Below are 20,811 nucleotides of genomic sequence, written 5' to 3' on the forward strand. Positions count from 1 at the left end.
AGCATGGGACAGGAGTTCATCGGCGCGGGCTGGGCCTTCCCGCCGCGCACGGACGCGACCGGATCGATCGCCCTGGTCCGGGGCGAGCGCGAACTGGAGGAGTCGATCCGGCTGATCCTCGCGACCTCGCCCGGGGAGCGCCCGATGCGGCCCGAGTTCGGCTGCGGGATCAACGACTACGTGTTCGCGCCGGCCGACGCGGGCACGGCCGGGCAGCTCGCCTACGAGGTCCGGCTCGCCCTGGAGCGGTGGGAGCCGCGGATCGAGGTGACCGAGGTCGCGGTGCGTTTCGACGAGGCCGACAACGGGGTCCTGTACATCGACATCGGCTACACGGTGCGCGGCGCCAACGACCCCCGGAACCTGGTGTTCCCGTTCTATGTCATCCCGCGCCACGAGGCCGTCGGGCCCGGGGCCGGCGACCCCGCCGGGCCCGGCGGGGCGGAGGAGGACCGCACATGACCCTGCCCAGCCCGAATCTGGACGACCGGCGTTTCCAGGGCCTGGTGGACGAGGCGAAGCGGCTGGTGCAGCGGCGCTGTCCGGAGTGGACCGACCACAACGTCTCGGACCCCGGCGTCACGCTCATCGAGGCCTTCGCGACCATGGTGGACCAGCTCGTCTACCGGGTGAACCGGGTGCCGGAGAAGAGCTATCTGACCTTCCTCGACCTCATCGGCGTCCGGCTCCACCCGCCGACGGCCGCCGGCACGGACGTCACGTTCCGGCTGTCGGCGCCGCAGCCGGAGCCGGTGTTCGTCCGGGCCGGTACGGAGGTGGCGACGGTCCGCACCGAGACCGAGCCGGCCGTCGTCTTCGGCACCACCCGGGACCTGACGGTCGTGCCCTGCGCGTACGCGGCCCTCGCGACCTGGCCGGCGGCGCCGCCGGGTGACCGGAACGGGCCCGGCGAAGGGGTCGAGCGGATCGCCGTGGACCGCACCGAGGAGCTGGCGCTCGGCCGTGACGTGCCCTGCTTCTCCCCCGTGCCGACGCCGGGCGACGCCCTCTACGTCGGCCTGTCGGCGGCCGTGCCGGCCGGGGTCGTGGTGCTGCGGCTCGACTGCGACGTGCAGGGTGTGGGCGTCGACCCGCTCCGGCCGCCCCTGGTGTGGGAGGCCTGGGACGGGCGCCGCTGGTCGGCCTGCGAGGTGGAGAAGGACGACACGGGCGGCTTCAACCGGTCGGGCGAGCTCATCCTGCACCTGCCGGCGACGCACACCCCGCTGAGCATCGTCCGGCGGGCCGGCGGCTGGCTGCGCTGCCGGCTCCTGGCGGCCGAGCCGCGGCAGCCGACGTACGTGGCGCCGCCGGTGGTCCGGGGGATCACGGCGTTCACCATCGGGGCCACGGTGGGCGCGGAGCACGCGGAGCGGATCACGGACGAGGTCCTGGGGACGGCCGAGGGGGTGGCGGGGCAGGCGTTCACGGTCGCCCGGCCGCCGGTCGTGCCGGGCGACTTCGTCCTGGAGGTGACCGCGCCGGACGACGGCGTCGAGCCCTCCGCGCCCTGGAGCCGCGTCGACGACTTCGCCCACTCGGGCCCCGCCGACCGGCACTTCACGCTCGACGAGGGCACGGGCCGGATCGAGTTCGGCCCCGCGGTCAGGGAACGCGACGGGTCCGTGCGCCACTTCGGCTCCGTACCGCCCAAGGGCGCCACCGTCCGGGTGCGTGCGTACCGCACGGGCGGCGGGGCGCGCGGCAACGTGGCCCGCTCCACCCTGCGCGTGCTGCGCGGCACGGTGCCCTTCGTGGCGCGCGTGGAGAACCGCAGGCCGGCGGTCGGCGGCGTCGACGGCGAGACCGTCGACAGCGCCCGGGTGCGCGGCCCGCTCACCCTGCGGACGCTGCAACGGGCCGTCGTCCCGCGCGACTACGAGCTGCTCGCCCGCGAGGTGGCCCCCGACGCGGCCCGGGTGCACTGCGTCCCGGAGGACGGGGAGAGCGGGGTGCGGCTGCTCGTCGTACCGTCCGGGCGCGGCGACGCGCACGGGCGCATCGCCTTCGACGAGCTGGTCCCGCCGCCGCGGACCCTGGAGCGGATCGCGGAACACCTCGACGCGCGCCGCCCCATCGGTGCCCGGGTCGTCGTGGAGCCGCCGTTCTACCAGGGCGTCACCTTCGTCGCGACCGTCCAGACGGCCCGCGGGGCGGTGGCGGACCGGGTGCGCGAGGACGCCCTCGCCGCCCTGAACGCCTACTTCAACGCGCTCACCGGCGGACCGGCCGGCGGCGGCTGGCCGTTCGGGCGCCCGGTCCAGACGGGCGAGGCGTACGCGGTGCTGCAACGCGTGCAGGGCGTCGACCTGGTGGACGACGTGCGCCTCTTCCGGGCCGACCCCGTCACCGGTCAGCGCACCGAGGTGCCCGACGGGCGGATCCCGCTCGACCGGCACGCCCTCGTCTTCTCGTACGAGCACCAGCTGAGGGTCCGGGAGGTCTGACCGCCGTGCGCACCGCCGTCCCCGGGCTGCCGAGCCCGCATCCGCTGATCGACCTGCTGCCCGCGGTCTACCTGGAACACGACTTCCTGGCCCGGTTCCTGGCCGCCCTCGACGACGTCCTGGCCCCGCTGCTCCTGAGCGTCGACAACCTGCCCGCGCACCTCGACCCGCGGCTCGCCCCCGAGGACTTCCTGCACTGGCTGGCCGGCTGGGTGGCGGTGGACCTGCCCGACGCGTCCTCCGCGAACCCGCTCGACCAGCGTCGCGCCGCCGTGCTCGGCGCGGTGGCCGGACACCGCACGCGCGGCACGGTACGGGGCCTGTCGGAGGCGCTGCGCCTGGAGACGGACGGGGCACCGGCCGAGATCACCGAGAGCGGCGGCACCGTGTGGTCCACCACCCCCGGCACTCCGCTGCCCGGCACCCGCCGTCCGATGATCACGGTCCGGATCACCGTCGCGGACCCGGCGCGGGTCAACCGGGCACGCCTGGAGGAGCTGATCACCGCCGAGATCCCGGCGCACGCCGGCTTCACCCTCGAACTGCTGCCCGGAGGCGCGCGATGACCTGCCCGACGTGCGGCCGGCGGAACGAGCCCGGGACGGCGTTCTGCGCGTTCTGCGGGGCGTTCCTGAACTGGGACGGGGAGGAGCCGGGAGCGGCGGCCGGCCGGGAGGGGGCGGCGCCGGAAGCACCTCCGCAGGCGCCCGCCGCAGCGCCGGTGCCGCGGGCCGAGCCGGTGCCGACGGCTCCGCCCGCCCCCGCCCCGACGCCGCTGACGCATCCGCCGACGGCACAGCCGGCGCCACCGACGCCGCCGGTCGTGCGACAGGGGCCTCCGCCCGCCGCACCCGTGTCGCCGGTGGTACGGCAGGCCGCGCCGCCTTCCCCCGTGCCGGCCCCGGTACCGCCGGCTCCGCCCGCACCGCCGGTCGTACGGCACGTCCCACCCGCGCAGCCCGCACCGGCGGCACCGCCGTTCGCGGGGGCCGGGCCGCGGCGGCCCGGGGCGGAGACCGAGCCGCCGGTGCCGGGACCGCCGCCCGAGGCGCCACCGGTGCCGCCCACCGCCCCGTCGGCGCAGGTCCCGTCCGCGACCGTGCGCTGCCCGAACTGCGGCACCGAGAACGAGGCCGACCGCACGCTCTGCGTGCGCTGCGCGCTGCTGCTCGACCCGGGGCCGCCGCCCGAGGTGCCGCCGCCGTGGTGGCGCCGGCTGCTGCGCCGCCGGAAGCGGCAGGCCCCGGTGGCCGGGACGCGGCCGCGCCGGGCGTGGCGCAGGCCCCGGATCGCCCTGCCGCTGGTGCTGATCCTGCTCGGCGCCGGCGTCTGGTTCGGGTTGCCGCACGCCGGCCGGCTGCTCGGCCTGGCCCGCGAGACGACGGGCACCCCGGAGTCGTTGCCGCCGTCGGCGGTGCGGGCGTCCAGCGAGGTGAAGGGGCATCCGGCGGGCGCGGCCTTCGACGGCTTCACCAACCGGTACTGGGCGCCGTCGGCACTCGGCGGGGCGACGCTGGAGGCCGACTTCGAGAAGCCGGGGGTGCGGGTGACCAAGCTGGTGGTGTTCGCGGGCACGTCGGCGAAGAAGGACGAGTTCCTGACGCAGGCCCGCCCGGCGCGGATCCGGGTGGAGCTGATCTCGGCCGACGGGGACACGTCGTCCCGCCTGATCACCCTCAAGGACCAACCGGGCCAGCAGACCTTCGACCTCCGCGGCTCGCGGGTGACGCGGGTCCGGATCTCCCCGGAGACGGCGTACGGTACCGGGCGCGGCCGCCATGTGGCGGTGGCGGAGGTCGAGTTCTTCGGCCATCGCGGCTGACGGACGGGCCGGCCGGACCCGGTGGCACCCGGCCCGAACCGCGGGCCCAGGGGCACCCCGCCCAAGCCCCGGACCCGATGGCGCCCCCGCCCGAACCGCGGGCCCGGTGACACCCCGCCCAAGCCCCGGGCCCGGTGACACCCCTCCCGGGGCCCTACGCCCGGTCCTACGTCCTCCGGCCGTTCCGCCGGCGCCGTGTCGCGCCTAACGTCCCGGTCATGAGCATGCATACGACAGGAACGGACACCACGGGCGCGCTCGACGAGGCCCTTCAGCGGCTGCACGTCTCCGGGCCGGAGCGGCTCGGACGGCTGACCAACCACGCGCCGATGGCGGTGGAGGCGCTCGCCTCGCACGGGCAGGGGCGGGCGGTGCACCGGTGGCTCGACCTGTACGCGCCGAAGCTGGAGGAGTTCCCCGCCGGCGTCGCGCCCGTCACCGCGGCGAACTGGCGGGAGGCGCTCGGCGAGCCGCGGCGGGCCGCCGACTGGATCGGCCACTTCGGGCGCGAGATCCACGAGCGTCCCTGGCGCGACGTGCTCGCCGAGTGGTGGCCGCGGCTGCTGCCCGGCATGTACGGCGGGTCGACGCACCCCGTGATCCGCGTCGGGCACGCGGTGCGCACCCTGCTGGCAGGTGAGGTCACCGGGCCGCGGCTGACCGAGCTCGCGCACGGTCTCGGCTACTGGGCCGCCCGCCACCGCCCCGTCGCGGACCTCGTCCCGCTGCCCGGCGCGGACAACCCCGCCGCCGCCCTCGACGCGGTGCCGCCGATCGCCGGCCAGGACGGCGGCTTCCCCGACCGGCTCGCGCGGGTCACCCACCTGCCGGTCTGGGCGGCCTCGGTCACCGACCCCGACACGGCGTACGAGCGGCTCGCCGAGCTCGTCCGCGCCGCCACGCATCGCTACGCCACCCACGGCCACGGCGAGGAGACCATGCTCGTCCACGCCGCCACCGCCCCCAACGCGGTGCTGCGCACCCTCCCCGCTCTCCCCCGTGCCCTCTGGGTGCCCAGCCTGCGGGCCGCCTGGACGGCGTCCGCCGCCGTCACCGCCATGTACGCGCCCGCCGAGGCGGTCGTCCCGTCCTCTCCCGACGGCGTCACCCCCGAGGAGGTCTTCGAGCGCGCCCTCTCCCATGGCGACGAGCACGTCGTCAAGCTGGCCGACACCGCCCTCGACTTCCCCGACGACCGCTCCCTCGCCGCCGCTCTCCGCGCGATCGAGCTGAGCGAGCCGCTGCGATAGCCGGACCACCCCGTTCGGGCGCGCATACGGGACCCGGATCCGGGCATCCGCCCCACGGAGGTGCGGACATGGTGCCCGTGCAGTTCGTCGCCGCCCCGGCCGCGAGGCCCGGGCGGCGTGCGTACCGGGCGGTCGCGGCCGGGAGACGGGGCGCGCGAGAGCCGTCGCCCGTGGCCGGGACCGTGGCACGGTCGGCGGCCCACGGGTCCGATGGCGACACGGTCGGCCGCCGGCACCGGGCGCTCGCCGGGGCCGGGCGCCCGAGCGGGCCGTTCCCCGGCCGCTGCGCAGGCCGTGCGGCCTGTCGGGGACAGTGCACGCCGTCACGAATCCCGAGGATCGCGCGGTCCTGGGCTTCGCCTGATCATGGTGGTTGACGGAGCGGGGAACGGAAGGAGGGCGGCCCTCTTATGGGAGGCACGGAGACTGCTGAGGATTTCACCGGGCGGCTCGGCGTGCGCACGCTGCCCGGGCGGCGGCCGGGGACCGTGGTCCTGGCCGTGACGGGCGAGCTCGACCACGACACCGCGGCCCCGCTCAAAGAGGCCCTGGCGGAGCAGGACGACGCCGGCCGGGTCGTCGTCGACTGCTCGGGGCTGCGGTTCTGCGATTCGACCGGACTCAACGTGCTTCTCAGGGCCCGGCTGCGGATGCTCGACGGGGGCGGCCGGCTGGATCTGGCCGGCCTGCGGCCCCCGGTCGACAGGATGTTCGAGATCACCGGGGCGCGGACGGTGTTCCAGGTGTACGAGGACGCCGCCGCCGCGTTCGCGGACCCGGACACCCCGGCGGCGGAGGGACCATGACGCACGAGAACGCCGGGGCCGCCGGCGGCGCCGCGGAGCGCCTCACCGACCCCGAGTCCCCGACACCGACCCAGACCCAGGTCAGGCGTCTGGTGCTGCACCGTGCCGACGGGGCGGTGACCCGCTGCCGTGACTTCACGGCGGCGGCTCTCGCCGAGTGGGGCTGGATCCCGGCGGCGACGCCGGAGGACCGGGAGCGGGCGGAGGACGTGCTGCTGCTGGTCTCCGAGGTCGTCACGAACGCCTGTCTGCACGCCGGGGGGCCCGAGGAGCTGGTCCTGCGGCACTCGGACGGACGGCTCCGGGTGGAGGTGTACGACGCGGATCCGGCGCACCCGCGCGCCCACGTTCCGCGTTCCCCCGCCCTGCCCGGCGGTCACGGCCTGATGGTGCTCGACCGGCTCGCCGCGGCCTGGGGCTCGGCGGCGAAGGCCGGCGGCGCGCCGGGGAAGGTGGTGTGGCTGGAGGTCGGCCGGGCCTCGCGCCCGCCGTGGGTGCGCCCGCCCCATCACGACGCGGAGTGAACCGTCTCCCGGAGGCTGTCCGCGCCCGCCGGACCTAGAGTGGATGGCGGGGCGCCCGTCCCCGCCCGCGAGGTCCTCCATGGCACACCGCAGACCAGCACTCCGAGACGGTCCGGGTACGGGCGGCAACGGCACCGCGGGCCCCGGTGGTTCCTCCGGAGGTGTCGGAGGCCCCCGCGACGACGCGCTGCGGCGGCTGCACGCCGGCCTCACCGCCGTACGGGACGGGGACCTGTCCGTACGCCTCTCCGAGGGGTCCGACGGCGTCCTGGGCGAGATCGCGACCGTCTACAACGACATGGTCGACCGCCTGTCCCTGCTCACCTCCGAGGTCACGCGCGTCGCCGGCGAGGTCGGCGGGCAGGGGCTGCTCGGCGGCCGGGTGCGCGAGCCGCGGGCGCGCGGGGCGTGGCGGGAGCTCACCACCGGCGTGAACGCGATGGCCGACAACCTCACCTCGCAGGTGCGGTCGATCGCCAAGGTCGCGACCGCCGTGGCCCGCGGCGACCTCACGCAGAAGATCCGGGTGGACGCGCGCGGGGAGATCCTGGAGCTGAAGGAGACCATCAACACGATGGTCGACCGGCTCTCCTCCTTCGCCGAGGAGGTCACCCGGGTGGCCCGCGAGGTCGGCACCGAGGGCAAGCTCGGCGGCCAGGCCACGGTGGGCGGCGTGTCCGGGACGTGGAAGGACCTCACCGACAACGTCAACTCGATGGCGGACAACCTGACCAACCAGGTCCGCAACATCGCTCAGGTCACCACCTCCGTCGCACAGGGCGACCTGACCAGCCGGATCGACGTGGCGGCCCGTGGCGAGATCCTGGAGCTCAAGACCACCATCAACACGATGGTCGACCAGCTGTCGTCGTTCGCGGCCGAGGTGACCCGGGTGGCCCGCGAGGTCGGCACCGAGGGCAAGCTCGGCGGCCAGGCGGAGGTCGAGGGTGTCTCGGGCACCTGGATGCGCCTGACCGAGAACGTCAACGAGCTGGCCGGCAACCTGACCCGCCAGGTGCGGGCGATCGCCGAGGTGACGAGCGCGGTCGCGGAGGGCGATCTCACCCGCTCCATCACCGCCGACGCCCCGGGCGAGGTCGGCGACCTGCGCGACAACATCAACGCGATGGTCGAGTCGCTGCGCGCCACCACCCGGGCCAACGAGGAGCAGGACTGGCTGCAGACGAACCTGGCCCGCACCACCGCGCTGCTCCAGGGCACCCGCGGACTGCCGGAGATCGCCGAGCTGATCATGGCGGAGGTGCCGCCGCTGGTCTCCGCCCAGTACGGGGCCTTCTTCCTCGTCGAGGAGGACGAGAGCGGACCCGTCCTGGCCCTGGCCGCAGGGTACGGGCTGCCCGACGTCGCCGACCGGCCGCGCCGGTTCCGGCTGGGCGAGGGCCTCGTGGGGCAGGCGGCGCTGGGCCGGCGCACGCTGCTCGTCGATCCGGTGCCCGAGGGCTACGCGACCGTCTCCTCGGGAGTCGGGACGGGCGAGCCCGCCGCGCTGGTCGTGCTGCCGATCGTCGTCGAGGACCAGGTGCTCGGTGCCGTCGAACTCGCCTCCCTTCAGCCGTTCGGCGCGCTGCAGCGCGACTTCCTCGACCGCTTCGTCACCAGCGCCGGCGCCGTGCTCAGCTCGCTCGTGGCCAATCTGCGCACCGACGAGCTGCTGGCCCAGTCCCGCAACCTCGCTGACGAACTGCGCTCCCGCACGCTGGAGTTGCAGGCACGACAGCGTGAACTCCAGCTCTCCAACGCCGAACTGCAGGAGCAGGCGGCACTGCTCGCCGAGCGCAACAAGGACATCGAGTCGAAGAACCGGGTCATCGAGCAGGCCCGGCAGGAGCTGGAGGCCCGGGCCCAGCAGCTGTCGCGCACGTCGATGTACAAGTCCGAGTTCCTCGCCAACATGAGCCACGAGCTGCGCACCCCGCTGAACAGCCTGCTCATCCTGGCCCGGCTGCTCGCCCAGAACGCCGAGGGCAATCTGACGGAGAAGCAGGTCGACTACGCGGAGGTCATCCACTCGGCGGGATCCGACCTGCTCCAGCTGATCAACGACATCCTCGACCTGTCCAAGGTGGAGGCGGGCAAGATGGAGGTGCGGCGCGAGCCGTTCGCCCTCGCCCAGCTCCTGGACTACCTGGAGGCGACCTTCGGTCCGGTCGCCGACGAGCAGGGGCTCGAATTCACCGTGACGATCGCCCCGGACGTACCCGCCCGTCTGACCACCGACGAGGGGAGGTTGCGGCAGGTGCTGCGCAACCTCCTGTCCAACGCGCTGAAGTTCACCGACGAGGGAGGCGTCTCGCTCACCATCGCGCAGACGCCGCCCGACGAGGTCCCCGCCGCCCTGCGCGACCGGCGTCCGGTGCTGGCCTTCCGGGTCGCCGACACCGGGATCGGCATCGCCCCGGACCGGCTCCGGTACATCTTCGACGCCTTCCAGCAGGGCGACGGCACGACGGCGCGCGAGTACGCCGGGACCGGCCTCGGCCTGTCCATCAGCCGGGAGGTGGCCGCGTTGCTCGGCGGCTCGATCGAGGTCGAGAGCACACCGGGGAAGGGCAGCAGCTTCACGTTCTACCTGCCCGAGCAGTCGGCGGGCCCCTCCGAGCCGGGCGCCCGCACCCCGCCCGCCGTCGACGCCCGCCGCACCCGGCCGTCGGACGCCGGCGCCGACCCGGCCCGCGAGAAGACCGGGACCACCGTCCTCGTCGTCGACGACGACACCCGGAACGTCTTCGCCCTCACCCAGGTCCTGGAGGCGAACGGACTGCGCGTGCTGGCGGCAGACGGCGGCCGACGGGCCATCGAGCTGCTCTCCGGGCACGAGGAGGTCAAGCTGGTCCTGATGGACGTGATGATGGCCGGCATGGACGGCTACCGGACGATCGAGGAGATCCGGCGTCTGCCCGACCGGAGCGGACTGCCCATCATCGTCGTCACCGCGAAGGCGATGCCGGGCGACCGCGCGCACGCCCTGGAGGCGGGCGCGGACGACTACCTCGCGAAACCGGTCGACGAGAGGGAGCTGATGGTCAAGATCAGGCGTCGCCTGGCGGGTTGACCTCCCGTTCCGCTTCGCCGGGCCGCCTGACCCGCACGGCGACGACGCTCGTGTCGTCGTCGGTGTCGCCGAGCACGGTGCCGAGCAGTCCGTCGACGAGCAGCTCGGGGGACTCCTGTCCGGCGATCCGCTCGGCCGCCGTGACCAGCCGGGCGAGACCGGGCCCGAGGCCTTCGTGGCGCCGTTCCACCAGGCCGTCGGTGTAGAGCAACAGGGTGTCCCCGGGGCGCAGTTCGGTGCGCCGTTCCGCGTACGCGTAGGAGGGCACCGCCCCGAGCAGGACGTCCTGCGGCGGTTCGAGCAGCCGCGCGCGCCCGTCCCGCAGGAGCAGCAGCGGCAGATGGCCGGCGCTCGACCAGACGAGCGTGTGGTCCCCGGGGTCGTACAGCGCGCACACGGCGGTGGCGGTGGACCCGCCGCCGGTGCGCAGGGTGACGTCGTTGAGCCAGCCCATCAGCTGCCGGGGCGGGCGGCCGGTGAAGGCGAGGGCGCGCTGGGCGTTGCGGAGGGCGACCATGCCGGTGACGGTGTCGATGCCGTGCCCGGCGATGTCGCCGACCGTCACGAGGACCTTGCCGCCGGGCAGCGGGAGCACGTCGTACCAGTCGCCGCCGACCTGGTACTCCTCGGCGGCCGGCCGGTAGCGGGCCGCGACGGTGAGACCGCCCGGCAGCTCGCGCAGGGCCGTCACCTCGGGCACGATCGCGCGCTGGAGCTGGAGGGCGAGCTGGTGGCGCATCTCCGACTGGCTGCGGACGGCGTTGAGGTGGTCGAAGGTCGCGGTGAGCGCGACCTCGGTACGTCGGGTCGCCGAGACGTCCTGGTAGACGCCGACGAGGCCGGTCACCGTGTCCCCTTCGAGCAGCGGCTCGGCGGCGACCCGCACATGGCGCACGGAGCCGTCGGGCAGCACGGTGCGCAGCACGGCCTGCGCGCCCGAGCGGCGCTCCAGGAGCGTCCTGAGCAGCTCGCTCAGGGCCTCGCCGTCCTCGGGGTGGATCCGGCCGCGGAGGGCGAGCAGCGGCTGAGGCGCCGCGTCCCGGGGCATCCCGAAGATCCCGTACGCCTGTTCCGACCAGACCGTGTCGCCGCCGGTGAGGCTGTCCTGGAAGGTGGCGACGCTCTGGAGCCGCGCGACGGCCCGGCCGGCCGCGATGCCGGGGTCGCCGACGGTGTGCCACAGGATCAGGGTCCGGTCGGCGCCGGCGGGCAGGACGCGCACGTCGAGCAGCGGACCGAACGGTGCCCCCGGCGCCCGGCCGGCCGTGGGGAGCCGTGCGGCGTGCTGCGGGCGTCGGCTGAGGCGGACCCGCCTCACCAGGCGTGCGAGCTCGTCGTGGACGTGCGGGAAGGCGCGCGGCAGGGAGCGGTCGTCGGCCGGGAGGCCGCCGCCGAGGGCCGTGGCGGCGGCCTCGTTGGCGTGCTCCAGTACCGGCGCGCCGGTGTGGGCGCCGGTCCGCAGGAGGACCGCCGGGGTCGCCAGCGCGTCGAGGACGTCCACGAGGACGGGCGCGCCGGGCGCGTCGGCGTCGGGCCGGTCGAGGATCGCGACCGCCACGTCCATGAGCCCGGCGACGGCCCGCCGCACGGGCGGCTCGAAGTCCAGGGGACCGGGCCAGCCGACGAGCGCCACGCCGACCGTCGTCCCGCGCCGCCGCAACGGCAGGACGGCCCGCGCCGCTCCCGGCACGCCGCCCGGCAGGTCCGGGTCGTCGTCCAGCCACACGGGGGCGTTGCCGTCGAGGGCTGCGCGGATGGCCCGGGGCGCCGCGGGCGGGATCGACCGCCAGGCCTCGGCCTCCACGGCGCCCACCCCGGCGTGTCCGGCGAGCCGCAGGCCCCCCGCGTCGGCGCACCGCCACAGCCACAGGCTGTCCGCGCCGAGCGGCGCCAGTCCGCCCTCCAGCAGGGTGCGGGCCGCCTCGCCGACCCCGGGGGCGACCTCGGCGGCCGCGGCCGTACGACGCAGGCGGCGGGCCGGCAGCGGCGAGAGTTCGTCCGGTGCGGGGAAGAGGTCGTGGGGCCCGGCGACCGCGTTCACGACGTCCGCCGCGAGGTCCTCGGGGGCCAGGCCGGTGGCGGCGGCGAGCGCCGTCAGGTGCTCGCCCGCGTCGGCGGTGGACACGCCCAGCTGGGCCGCGAGCGCGCCGGTCGCGAGATCCAGCAGATGCCGCCGGGCGAGCTCTCCCCGCAACCGCCGGTTCTCGGCCACGAGCCCCGCGAAGCTGGTCTCCGACGCGTCGTCGGACACCCCCGACGGCCTGTCGTCGAACCCTGCGGAACCGGCCAAAACGACCTCCCGAGCGGGCGCTCGCACCCCTTCGGAGTCTACGCGGCCGACGACGGCGGGGAGCGGTCCGGCGCCGCCGCCCCGGGCCCCCGGCCCCGCCGCCCCGGCCCCCGGCGGCCCCACGGGTTCGCGGTGCGGCGCCCGTGATGGCGGGCGTCAGGGCAGGGTGCCCGGGCCGGCCCCGGCAAGGAGCGACGTCCCTTGTGCCACCCGTCCCGCCTGGGGGTCCGCCCGGGGGTCCGGACGAAGTCCGGGGGACGACTTCCCGTACGGAGGGGCGCGAGCGCCCACGGCAAGGCGACGGCCGCCGGCAGCGGGCGTGGCGGAGGATCGCGGCGGGGGCGGAGGCTCGCGGCGGACGGGCCGGAGGCTCGCGGCGGGGGCGGAGACCAGCGGCGGGCGGGGCGGAGACCAGCGGAGCGGAAGCCTCGGCAGGTGGAGCGGAAGCCCGCGGCGGACGGGCCGAGGCACGCGGCAAGCGGAGCGGGACGCACGGCGGGCGGAGCGGCAGCCCGGGCCGAGCCGCACGGCAAGCGGCGCGGGGACGCGCGGCAAGCGGAGCCGCAGCGCGCGGCAGGCGGGACACGACGCCGGGCGGGTCCGGGGACGCGCCTCGCGGCGCGCGACCACGAGTTGGCCGAAACACGCCTTCCCTGTCGGGAACCCGCTCCGCTCTGCGGCACTCATGATCGGTGAACGATCCGTCGAGGAAGAAGTCGAGGAACCCTGTGCTCCGTTCGCCGCACCGACGCCGCCGCCTGGCCGTGGGCGCCACCCTGATCGCCGCGCTCGCCGGCGCGCTCGTCCCGGCAGCCGGCGCGTCCGCCGCACCCGTCCCCGTCACGCCCGCCGCCACCCCGGCCGCCCCCGTCGCGCCCGACATGGACGGCGTCGCCGCCGCGCTCGACGCCGCCATGGCGAACGGCGCCCCGGGCGCCATGGCCCGGTACGCCGGTCCCTCGGGGGTCCAGTACCGGACCGCCGGGGTCCGGGACCGCGCGACCGGCGCGCCGATGGACATCCACGCGCGCTTCCGGATCGGCAGCGTCAGCAAGACGTTCTCCACGGTCGTGCTGCTGCAGCTCGTGCAGGAGGGCCGGATCGAGCTCGACGCGCCGGTGAACCGCTACCTCCCCGGGCTGCTGCCCGACGACCGCATCACGGTCCGTCACCTCCTCACCCACCGCAGCGGGCTGGCCGACTACACGAACGCCATGTTCGAGAAGACCGTGCCGGGCTTCGAGGCCGTACGTAACCGGGTCTTCTCCTACCAGGAGCTGGTCGACCTCTCCCTGGCGGAGCCGCGCACGACCGAGCCCGGCGTCTCGTACAAGTACTCCAACGCCAACTTCGTCGTGGTCGGCATGCTGATCGAGAAGCTGACGGGCCGGCCGGTGGCGGACGCGTACAAGCACCGCATCTTCAAGCCCCTGAAGCTGAGCGGCACGACGTACGTGCACCCCGACACGCGCATCAAGGGCCTGCACGTCCGCGGCTACCTGCACCCCGACGAGGCGGGCGCGCCGCTCGTGGACTCGACCGAGCAGACGGTGTCGTGGGCGCAGTCGGCGGGCGCGGTCATCTCCACCCCGGCGGACCTGAACACCTTCATGAGCGCGCTGCTGCGCGGCCGGCTGCTCTCGCCCGCGATGCTCGACGCGATGACGACGGTGACGCCGACCGACACCACGAACACCCGTTTCTACGGGCTCGGGCTGCGCCGCTACGACCTGTCGTGCGGGACGCAGGTGTTCGGCCACACCGGGACCGTGCAGGGCTTCTACACGTACGCCTTCACCACCCGGGACGGCAGGCGCAGCCTGTCGGCCGTCGCGAACACCTCGAACCACGGAGCGGCCAACACGGCGCTCGGCGGGACGCTGGAGGCCGCGTTCTGCGGCAAGAAGCCGGCCCCGGCCGCGACGGCCCCGACGGCCCGCTCCTTCGCGACGCCGGGCACGACCGACCGCCCGGCCGAGCAGGACCTGCCCGAGCGGCACTGACGCGCCGGGCCGCCCGGCCCGCGGTGCGCAGCCCCCACGGGAGCACCGGCAGCCCCACGCGGACACCGCGCGGGGCTGCCGGTTGGTGCGCACCGTCAGGCCACCGACCCCACGCGGCGACCACTCCGTGCGCACCGAGGCCGCCCGCCTCAGGCGGCGTTCGGGCCCACGTCCGCCGTCGTGAGCGGGCGGCGGACCGGGGCGGCGGTGGAGTACTCGTCGGCGCCGACGTCACGGGCGCCCGCGCGGGCGTGCCCGTCGAGGTCCTCGGTGACGGCCGGCGAGGTCAGCGTCGCCGTGTCGATCGCGGGGCTGTCCGCGGACAGCCGGTGCACCCCGTCGGTGTCCAGGCGCAGCTTCGGGTCGACCCTGCGGTAGCCGGCGTTCGGGAGGGTGCCGTCGGCGGCGGCGCCCCACAGGATGTTGCCCTGCCAGAGGAAGCCGCTGCCCTGCGGGAGGTCGACCAGGGTGCCGCTGCCGGACACCAGGATGTTGTCCGCGACGACGACGTCGCTCGGCTCGTACGTCCGGCTCTCGCCGGACAGCGTCCGGGTGTTGCCGACGAAGGTGTTGTGGGCGATGACCGCGCGGTCGCAGGCGTCGTTGCCGCGCCGCTCGTCGGTCGTCTCGCCGGCGTGGTGGTCGCGGGTGGTGCCGCTGCCGACGACGAGGGCGCGGCCGGTGAGGGCGCCGAAGTAGTTGTTCACGACGAGGTGGTCGTTGCCGTAGAGGCGGACGCCCTCGCCGCCGCCGAGCAGGTGGTTGCCCGCGACGGTGGTCCGGTTGCCGTGGCGCAGCACGATGCCGCCGCGGCTGTCGCGGACCGTGTTGTAGCGGACGGTGTTGTCGGACGACTTCACGGAGACCGTCTCGGGGTCGCCGTCGCACCGCTCGAAGAGGTTGTACTCGACCACGGCGTTCGCGCTGGAGAGGGCGCGGGCGCTGACGCCGAGGCGGATCGGTTCGCCGCCGTTCTCGCCGCCGTAGCTGTGGTCGGAGAAGTGGTTGCGCAGGACCGTGAGGCGCTGGGCCATCGCCGTCGAGCCGGGGCCGTCGACGACGAGGAAGATGCCCTGGGTGGTCTTGTCGTGGAAGTGGTTCCGGTCGATCTTGGCGTCGTCGCCGCGTACGACCACCCAGTCGAGTCCGGTGACGTCGGCGAAGTTGAGGTCGTTGCGGGTGAGCCGGATGCGCGGGCAGCTCGCCGGGATCTCCAGTGTGGTGCGCTGCCGCAGCGCGAAGCCGCTGATGACGATGTTGCTGGAGTTCGCGAGCACGAAGCTGCGCTCGCCCTGGAGCACCGCCCCGCCGCGCGACTGGGCGACGATGGTGATGGGCGCGCTGGTGGTGCCGTTGCGGCCGGAGACGCTGATGCCGGCCGAGGGCACGGTGTAGGTGCCGTCGGCGAGGACGATCCGGTCGCCGGGCACGGCGCGGTCGATCGCCTTCTGGAGCTCGGCCAGGGAGCCGACCGTCACGGTGCCCGCCTCGGCGGCGCCGATCCGCGCGGAGTTCGCCGCGTTCGCCGTGGCGAGGGAGGGCACGGCGGTGATGGCCGTGCCGAGAAGGGTGCCGGTGAGGAAGGTACGTCGTCGCATGGTGCCCCCGAGGAGTGTGACGGATGTGGTCGGCGCCCAGCCTGCGGCAGCGCCTTGTCGTTCCGCTGCCGTCCCGCTAACGCCCCCCACCGCCGGACGCGTTGCCCCCGCGCCTGCTCGAACCCGCGCCGCCCCCTCCGAACCCTCCGGTGCGCTGACCCGGCGACGGACCGGTCCCGGGCCGCGGGCCGACGGTGGCGTGTCGACGCCACCGTCGGCCCGCACGGGGGCGTGCGCGGCGATCCCCTGCTAGCTTCCGAACAGGCGTCATGCGCAAGGCCCAGGCGACGTGGTCGGTCCGTGCTGCTTAAGGGGGAGCAACCGGATGGCGTCCGTTCTCACCTTCATCGCCGGAGCGGCACTGTTGATCTACAGTGCCGAGAAGTTGATCACCTACCTGGTCGGCATGGCGCGCGGCCTGGTGGTCTCGCTCTTCCTGCTGGCCGTTCTGTTCACCGGAATCGAGATGGACGACCTCTCCTTCAGTGCGGTGCTCAACGCGGAGGGCCTCGAGGACGTCGCACTCGGCGTGACCTTCGGAACCGTCATCTCGATGACGGGCCTGGTGCTGGGGATCGCCGCCGTCGTCGCGCCCTGCCGGGTGGAGATCCCGAAGGACTACATCGCGGTGTTCGCGGTCGCCCCTCTGGTCCTGATCGTGCCCGCCCTGCTCCGTGAGCTGGGAACCTCCTTCGGGGTCCTTCAGATCCTGCTGTTCGCGCTGTTCGTCGTCTACGTCGGCCTCCGTGAGTCCCGGCGGGCGTCACCGCGGTTGCGGTACCCGGAACGGCCCCACGGCGTGCACATCCCCGACCTCGTCGTCCTCGCTGCCGGGAAGGACGAGGCGGGAGGCCGTACCCAGGACGATGACGCCGGCGGCGCCGGCGACAGCGGCGACGACGACGCCACCGCCGGCGAACTCCACGGAACCGGCCGGATCGCCGCGACGGACCGGGACGAGCAGCGCGCGTGGGCGCTGCTCCTACCGGCGGTCCTGGCACTGACCGGTCTCGTCGCCGGCGCCTGGGCCATGTCCGAGGGGACCGAGGGCATCCAGGAGCGGTTCGCCATCAGTGGCACGGTCTTCGGGGCGACGATCGCGACGCTGGTGCTCTCCCTGGAGGACGTTCTCCTGACCGCGGAGCCCGCCCGGCGGGGCGCGCCCGCCATCGGCATCGGGAATGTCATCGGTAGCGTGGTGTTCTCGGTGACCGCGAAGCTGGGTGTCGTCGCCCTGGCGGGCGGGGCGCTCGTGATCACCCCGGAGATCTTCACCTGGCACCTGCCGTCCCTCGTGGTGATCAACGGGTTCGCCGCCTACGCGCTCCTCACCGGGCACCTGAGGCGCCGGCACGGCGTGGTGCTGCTGGTGGGCTACCTCGTCTACTGGATCGTCAGCTTCTCGGTGTTCGGAGTGGTTCCCGTCGACGACGCCCCCGGCTCGGACACGTGAGCCCGGGCCGTCGACGACGCCCCCGGCTCGGACACGTGAGCCCGGGGCACCGCCTTCGTCCGGTTCGGCTCCCAGTGCTCGAACGGGCGCCGCCCGCGGCCCGTTCACGGTTCGACGAGCTCAGCAGACCGGCGAATATTCCGTTGCCCGTCGGCGAGGGTGGTGTGTGCAATGTCCGGCACCGTCACACGGGAGACGCCCACTCATGCATACGCCCCCCTCGCGCGCCGCAGCCGCACCGACCGACGGTTCGCCCGTCCGGATCGGCGCCCTCGTTCCGCTGACCCCGCCCGGCTGGGTCGAGGCGGGACGACACCTGCTCGCCGGGCTCGAACTGGCCGTCCGCGAGGTCAACGAGACCGGCGGGATCGGCGGAAGGCCGCTGGAACTGGTGGTCCGGGACACCGCGGCAGATCCGCAGCGGGCCGCGGCGGCCGTGGACGAGCTGGCCGGTCTTGGCGTGGCCGCCATGGTGGGCGAGTACCACAGCGTCGTCGCTCGCGCCGCCGCCACCCGGGCCGACGCCCTCGGCCTTCCGTTCCTGTGCTCGTCGGCGGTTCTCGACGCGCTGACCGAAGAGCCCACGGAACAGGTGGCGCGCCTCGCTCCGCCGCAGTCGCGCGGTTGGCGGACCTACGCGGACTTCCTCCTCGGCTCCGGCCACCGCCGCATCGCGGTGGCCACGCAGCCGAGTGTCTACTGGGCGTCCGGGGTCCGCATCCTGCGGGACCACCTCGCAGCACGCGGCGGCGCAGTCGTCGAGCTCGACGTGCGCGAGCTCTCCCCCGCCGCCCTGTGCGACGCCGTCGTCGCCGAGGGGGCGACGGCGCTCCTGCTGCTGGTCGGCCAGCCTGATCCCGCCGCGCCGATCGTCCGGGCCGTCCGGCGCGACCGGCGCCTCTCCGAGCTCCTGGTCGGCGCTCCTGCCGGGCAGCCGGAGTTCCCCGGATGGACGGCGCTGCTCGGTGACGACGGCGCCGGGATCCCCTTCCTGCGCTACCTGCCCCAGCACCTCGGCCCGCTCGGCTCCCGAGTCGACGAGGCCCTGCGCGAGCAGCTGGCCGGCCCGCCCTCCTTCGTCGCCTTCGAGGGCTACGACACCGTCGCCGTCCTCGCCGAAGCGCTGCGCTCCCACGGCACGGACCGGCCGCGCGTCGCCGGAGCCTGGCCGGACGTCGCGGTCGACGGCACGCGCGGGCGGATCCGGTTCTCCCGTACGCCCGGCATCAGCGTGTGGCAGTGGGCCTGGGCGCCCGTCCAGGTCGTCGACCGCGACCCGGCCGCACCCGATCACTTCCGGATCCTCCACACGGCCTGAGCCGGATCCTCCACACGGCCGAAACGGTCGTCGTGACCCGCGGCCGACCCCAGCTGCGCGCGAAGGCCATTGACCGGGGCGGGGGTTGGCCCTACCTTCCTCGATAGTCCAGAAGGGACTATCGAGGAACGGGGGCACCTCCATGGCACAGGGGAGAGGGGTGCGTGGGGGCCGGGTCGCCGCCGTCGCCGTGACGGTGACCTGTCTCGTCTACGCGCCGATCGCGATGACCGAGCTGTGGCCGTACGCGCGGCCCGGCGCCCCGGCGTTCGGGGAGTGGCTGCTCGGCCGGTCGGTGTCGCCGGAGTACGTCGCCGAAGCGGTCCGCGACCGGATGGGCCCGTACACGCGCAGCCTGGTGCCGCTGATCGTGCACTCGGTGCTCGGCGGGCTGCTCATGCTGCTCGGCCCGGTGCAGCTGCTCTCGGCGGTGCGGCGGCGGATCCGGCTGCACCGCGCCACCGGCATCGCGTACGCCGCCGTCGTCTACGTGTCGATGGGCGGCGCCGCGGTGTACCTGGCCCGCACCCCGCCCGAACAGGCCTTCAGCGGCGCCGCGTTCTGGATCGTCCTCGCGACCATCCTGGTCGGGACCGTCTTCGCCGTGACCTTCGGCGTCCTCACCGCCGTCACCGGGCTGCCCGACCTGCACCAGCGGTGGATGCTGCTCTCGTACGGCTACCTCATGACCGCCCCGCTGCTGCGCGTCGAGTGGGGCGTCCTGCCCGCGCTCTACCCAGGGCTGTCCCTGCAGGACGTCAACCGGGTCGCGATCATGCACCTCGGCGCCCTCGTCGTCCTCGGCGCGCTGCTCGCCTCCCGCGCCCTCGACCGGCGCGACGCACACCCCTTCGTGACCGGCGGCCGGACACCGGTGCCGGTGCTCGCCGGCGCTCATCTCATAGGGGCGGCGGGCCTGGTGTGGCTGGGCCGCGGCTTCCTCGAGCACGGCTCGGAGGGGCGTCGACTGCTGCTCGCGTACCTCGTCCCGTACGGCGTGATCATGGTGTTGCTGCACCTGCGCGCGCTGCGGGCCGCGCGCCGGGGCGCGGTCTGGCCGCGCGAGGAGTGGCGCACGCATCTGGTCGCCCTGTGCCTGGCGCCCGCGCTGTCGGCCGGCACGACGGTGGTGTGCGAGCGCGCGATGCACCTCGATCCGCTGACGGCGCTCGTCGCGGGGGCGGGCATCGGGGCCGGCTTCCTGGCCTTCGCCGCCCATGTCGCGCTCAGCCTGCGCGTGTTGTACGGCCGCGAGGCCGCCCGCCGCCGGTCCGCGGCGCCCGCGCTCGCGGCCGCCGCCCCCTCCCCCGCACCCCACACCCCCTTGAGGGAGCTCTCATGAGCAGCGTCCCGGACACGGCGGGCGGGCGCGAACTCGCGCCCGGCGTGGTCGTGCTGAGTACGGCCGTGGCCCTCATCGGCATCGGCGTCGGTGCCCTCCTCGTGATCGCGAGCGTCCTCGGAAAGGCGGCCGGTCCCTGGTCCTCGCCGGAGGCGCTGAGCCCGGGGCTGCTCGGGGCGGCGATGGCCGGCACGGCGCCGGCGCTGCTCACCGTCGGGCGGGCCCGCACCTGGGAGGAGGCGCGCACCCTGGTGTGGCCGCTCGTCGTCGTGCTCGTCGGCCTGTGCACGGTGTCGCTGGTCAACGGCGGGGAACTGCGGATCGCGACCGGCGGGCCGCTCTTCCTCGTGCTGTTCAGCCTGGGCTGGGTGGCGACCCTGGCACTGCTCGCCGTCGGCGCGGTGGCGTGTCTGGCGCTCCAGTACCGCAGGCCGGCCGCTCCGCCCGCGGAGCGGACCGCGCCCCTGCCCGGCTGGTCGAAGCCACTGCTGGCGCTGCTGGGTGCGGGCTGGTTCGGCCTGGGCGCGGGGCTGCTCGTGGCACCCGGCTTCTGGGGCGCGCTGGTGCCGTGGGAGGTGAGCCGGGCGGACGCGCAGGGCCTCGGGGTGTGGGCGCTCGCCCTCGGCGTGGGGGTGCTCGGCGCGCTGGCCGAGGACGACCTGGCGCGGATCCGGCCGGCGCTGCTCGCCGTCCCGGTGGTGTCGTCGGCCGCCGGGGTCCTGCTCGCCGTGCACGCCCGCGACGTCGACTGGACGTCCGGGCCGGCGGCCTGCCTGGTCGGTCTGGTCGTCGGCCTGCTGGTGACCGGGGTCTCGGGCCGGCTGCTGTGGGCCCGGCATCCGGCGTCGGTCGCCGGCTGATCCCGGGGCCGGACGGCCGCGACCG

Annotated in this window: 15 protein-coding genes; 13 read left to right on the forward strand and 2 right to left on the reverse strand. The window is 75.0% G+C overall.

Annotated elements, in window-relative coordinates:
- Window positions 1-3: 3 nt before the first annotated feature.
- The 8 genes from AB0M16_RS17205 to AB0M16_RS17240 all read left to right on the forward strand — a co-directional run bounded on the left by AB0M16_RS17205 (window position 4) and on the right by AB0M16_RS17240 (window position 9,922).
- Window positions 4-462, forward strand: coding sequence for a GPW/gp25 family protein (locus tag AB0M16_RS17205; protein ID WP_365343564.1), 459 nt, complete (start codon window positions 4-6; stop codon window positions 460-462).
- Entirely contained in the window at window positions 459-2,447 is a 1,989-nt protein-coding gene (locus tag AB0M16_RS17210) for a putative baseplate assembly protein (RefSeq protein ID WP_365343566.1), read from the forward strand. Before AB0M16_RS17205 ends, AB0M16_RS17210 begins: the two co-directional genes overlap by 4 nt.
- 5 nt (window positions 2,448-2,452) lie before the next feature.
- Window positions 2,453-3,013, forward strand: a complete 561-nt coding sequence (locus AB0M16_RS17215) for a phage tail protein (RefSeq protein ID WP_365343568.1) — start codon at window positions 2,453-2,455, stop codon at window positions 3,011-3,013.
- Between the two features lie 491 nt (window positions 3,014-3,504).
- Window positions 3,505-4,269, forward strand: a complete 765-nt coding sequence (locus AB0M16_RS17220; RefSeq protein ID WP_365343570.1) for a hypothetical protein — start codon at window positions 3,505-3,507, stop codon at window positions 4,267-4,269.
- Between the two features lie 224 nt (window positions 4,270-4,493).
- Window positions 4,494-5,519 carry a questin oxidase family protein gene (locus tag AB0M16_RS17225; RefSeq protein ID WP_365343640.1) on the forward strand — a complete coding sequence of 342 codons (1,026 nt, stop codon included), beginning with the start codon at window positions 4,494-4,496 and terminating at the stop codon, window positions 5,517-5,519.
- A 410-nt stretch (window positions 5,520-5,929) separates the two neighbouring features.
- Window positions 5,930-6,325, forward strand: coding sequence for an STAS domain-containing protein (locus tag AB0M16_RS17230; RefSeq protein WP_365343572.1), 396 nt, complete (start codon window positions 5,930-5,932; stop codon window positions 6,323-6,325).
- Entirely contained in the window at window positions 6,322-6,849 is a 528-nt protein-coding gene (locus AB0M16_RS17235; protein ID WP_365343574.1) for an ATP-binding protein, read from the forward strand. Before AB0M16_RS17230 ends, AB0M16_RS17235 begins: the two co-directional genes overlap by 4 nt.
- Before the next feature lie 79 nt (window positions 6,850-6,928).
- The gene (locus tag AB0M16_RS17240; RefSeq protein WP_365343576.1) at window positions 6,929-9,922 is read left to right on the forward strand and encodes a HAMP domain-containing protein; all 2,994 of its coding nucleotides are present in this window, start codon (window positions 6,929-6,931) and stop codon (window positions 9,920-9,922) included.
- Here AB0M16_RS17240 and AB0M16_RS17245 read toward each other — a convergent pair.
- A complete protein-coding gene (locus tag AB0M16_RS17245) occupies window positions 9,900-12,173 on the reverse strand; it encodes a SpoIIE family protein phosphatase (protein ID WP_365343578.1) in 2,274 nt (757 codons plus the stop codon). The two genes, AB0M16_RS17240 and AB0M16_RS17245, sit on opposite strands and share 23 nt — an antisense overlap.
- A gap of 767 nt (window positions 12,174-12,940) precedes the next feature.
- On the opposite strand from AB0M16_RS17245, the gene AB0M16_RS17250 reads away from it, so the two are divergent.
- The gene (locus AB0M16_RS17250; protein ID WP_365343580.1) at window positions 12,941-14,215 is read left to right on the forward strand and encodes a serine hydrolase domain-containing protein; all 1,275 of its coding nucleotides are present in this window, start codon (window positions 12,941-12,943) and stop codon (window positions 14,213-14,215) included.
- 149 nt (window positions 14,216-14,364) lie between these two features.
- On the opposite strand, the gene AB0M16_RS17255 is transcribed toward AB0M16_RS17250, so the two are convergent.
- The gene (locus AB0M16_RS17255; RefSeq protein ID WP_365343582.1) at window positions 14,365-15,813 is read right to left on the reverse strand and encodes a polysaccharide lyase 6 family protein; all 1,449 of its coding nucleotides are present in this window, start codon (window positions 15,811-15,813) and stop codon (window positions 14,365-14,367) included.
- Between the two features lie 325 nt (window positions 15,814-16,138).
- Here AB0M16_RS17255 and AB0M16_RS17260 point away from each other — a divergent pair, with 325 nt between their 5' ends.
- The 4 genes from AB0M16_RS17260 (at window position 16,139) to AB0M16_RS17275 (ending at window position 20,786) form a co-directional block, all read left to right on the forward strand.
- Complete coding sequence (locus AB0M16_RS17260) at window positions 16,139-17,266, forward strand: hypothetical protein (RefSeq protein ID WP_365343584.1); 1,128 nt, start codon at window positions 16,139-16,141, stop codon at window positions 17,264-17,266.
- A gap of 205 nt (window positions 17,267-17,471) precedes the next feature.
- Window positions 17,472-18,584 (forward strand): ABC transporter substrate-binding protein, encoded by a 1,113-nt coding sequence (locus AB0M16_RS17265; RefSeq protein WP_365343586.1) that lies wholly within the window; start codon window positions 17,472-17,474, stop codon window positions 18,582-18,584.
- Between the two features lie 142 nt (window positions 18,585-18,726).
- Window positions 18,727-19,926 carry a DUF2306 domain-containing protein gene (locus AB0M16_RS17270; protein WP_365343588.1) on the forward strand — a complete coding sequence of 400 codons (1,200 nt, stop codon included), beginning with the start codon at window positions 18,727-18,729 and terminating at the stop codon, window positions 19,924-19,926.
- Window positions 19,923-20,786: a hypothetical protein gene (locus tag AB0M16_RS17275; RefSeq protein ID WP_365343590.1), complete on the forward strand. Its 864-nt coding sequence runs from the start codon at window positions 19,923-19,925 to the stop codon at window positions 20,784-20,786. Before AB0M16_RS17270 ends, AB0M16_RS17275 begins: the two co-directional genes overlap by 4 nt.
- The last annotated feature ends 25 nt before the right edge of the window (window positions 20,787-20,811 follow it).

The organism is Streptomyces sp. NPDC051921, assembly GCF_040680975.1.
Classification (GTDB): domain Bacteria; phylum Actinomycetota; class Actinomycetes; order Streptomycetales; family Streptomycetaceae; genus Streptomyces.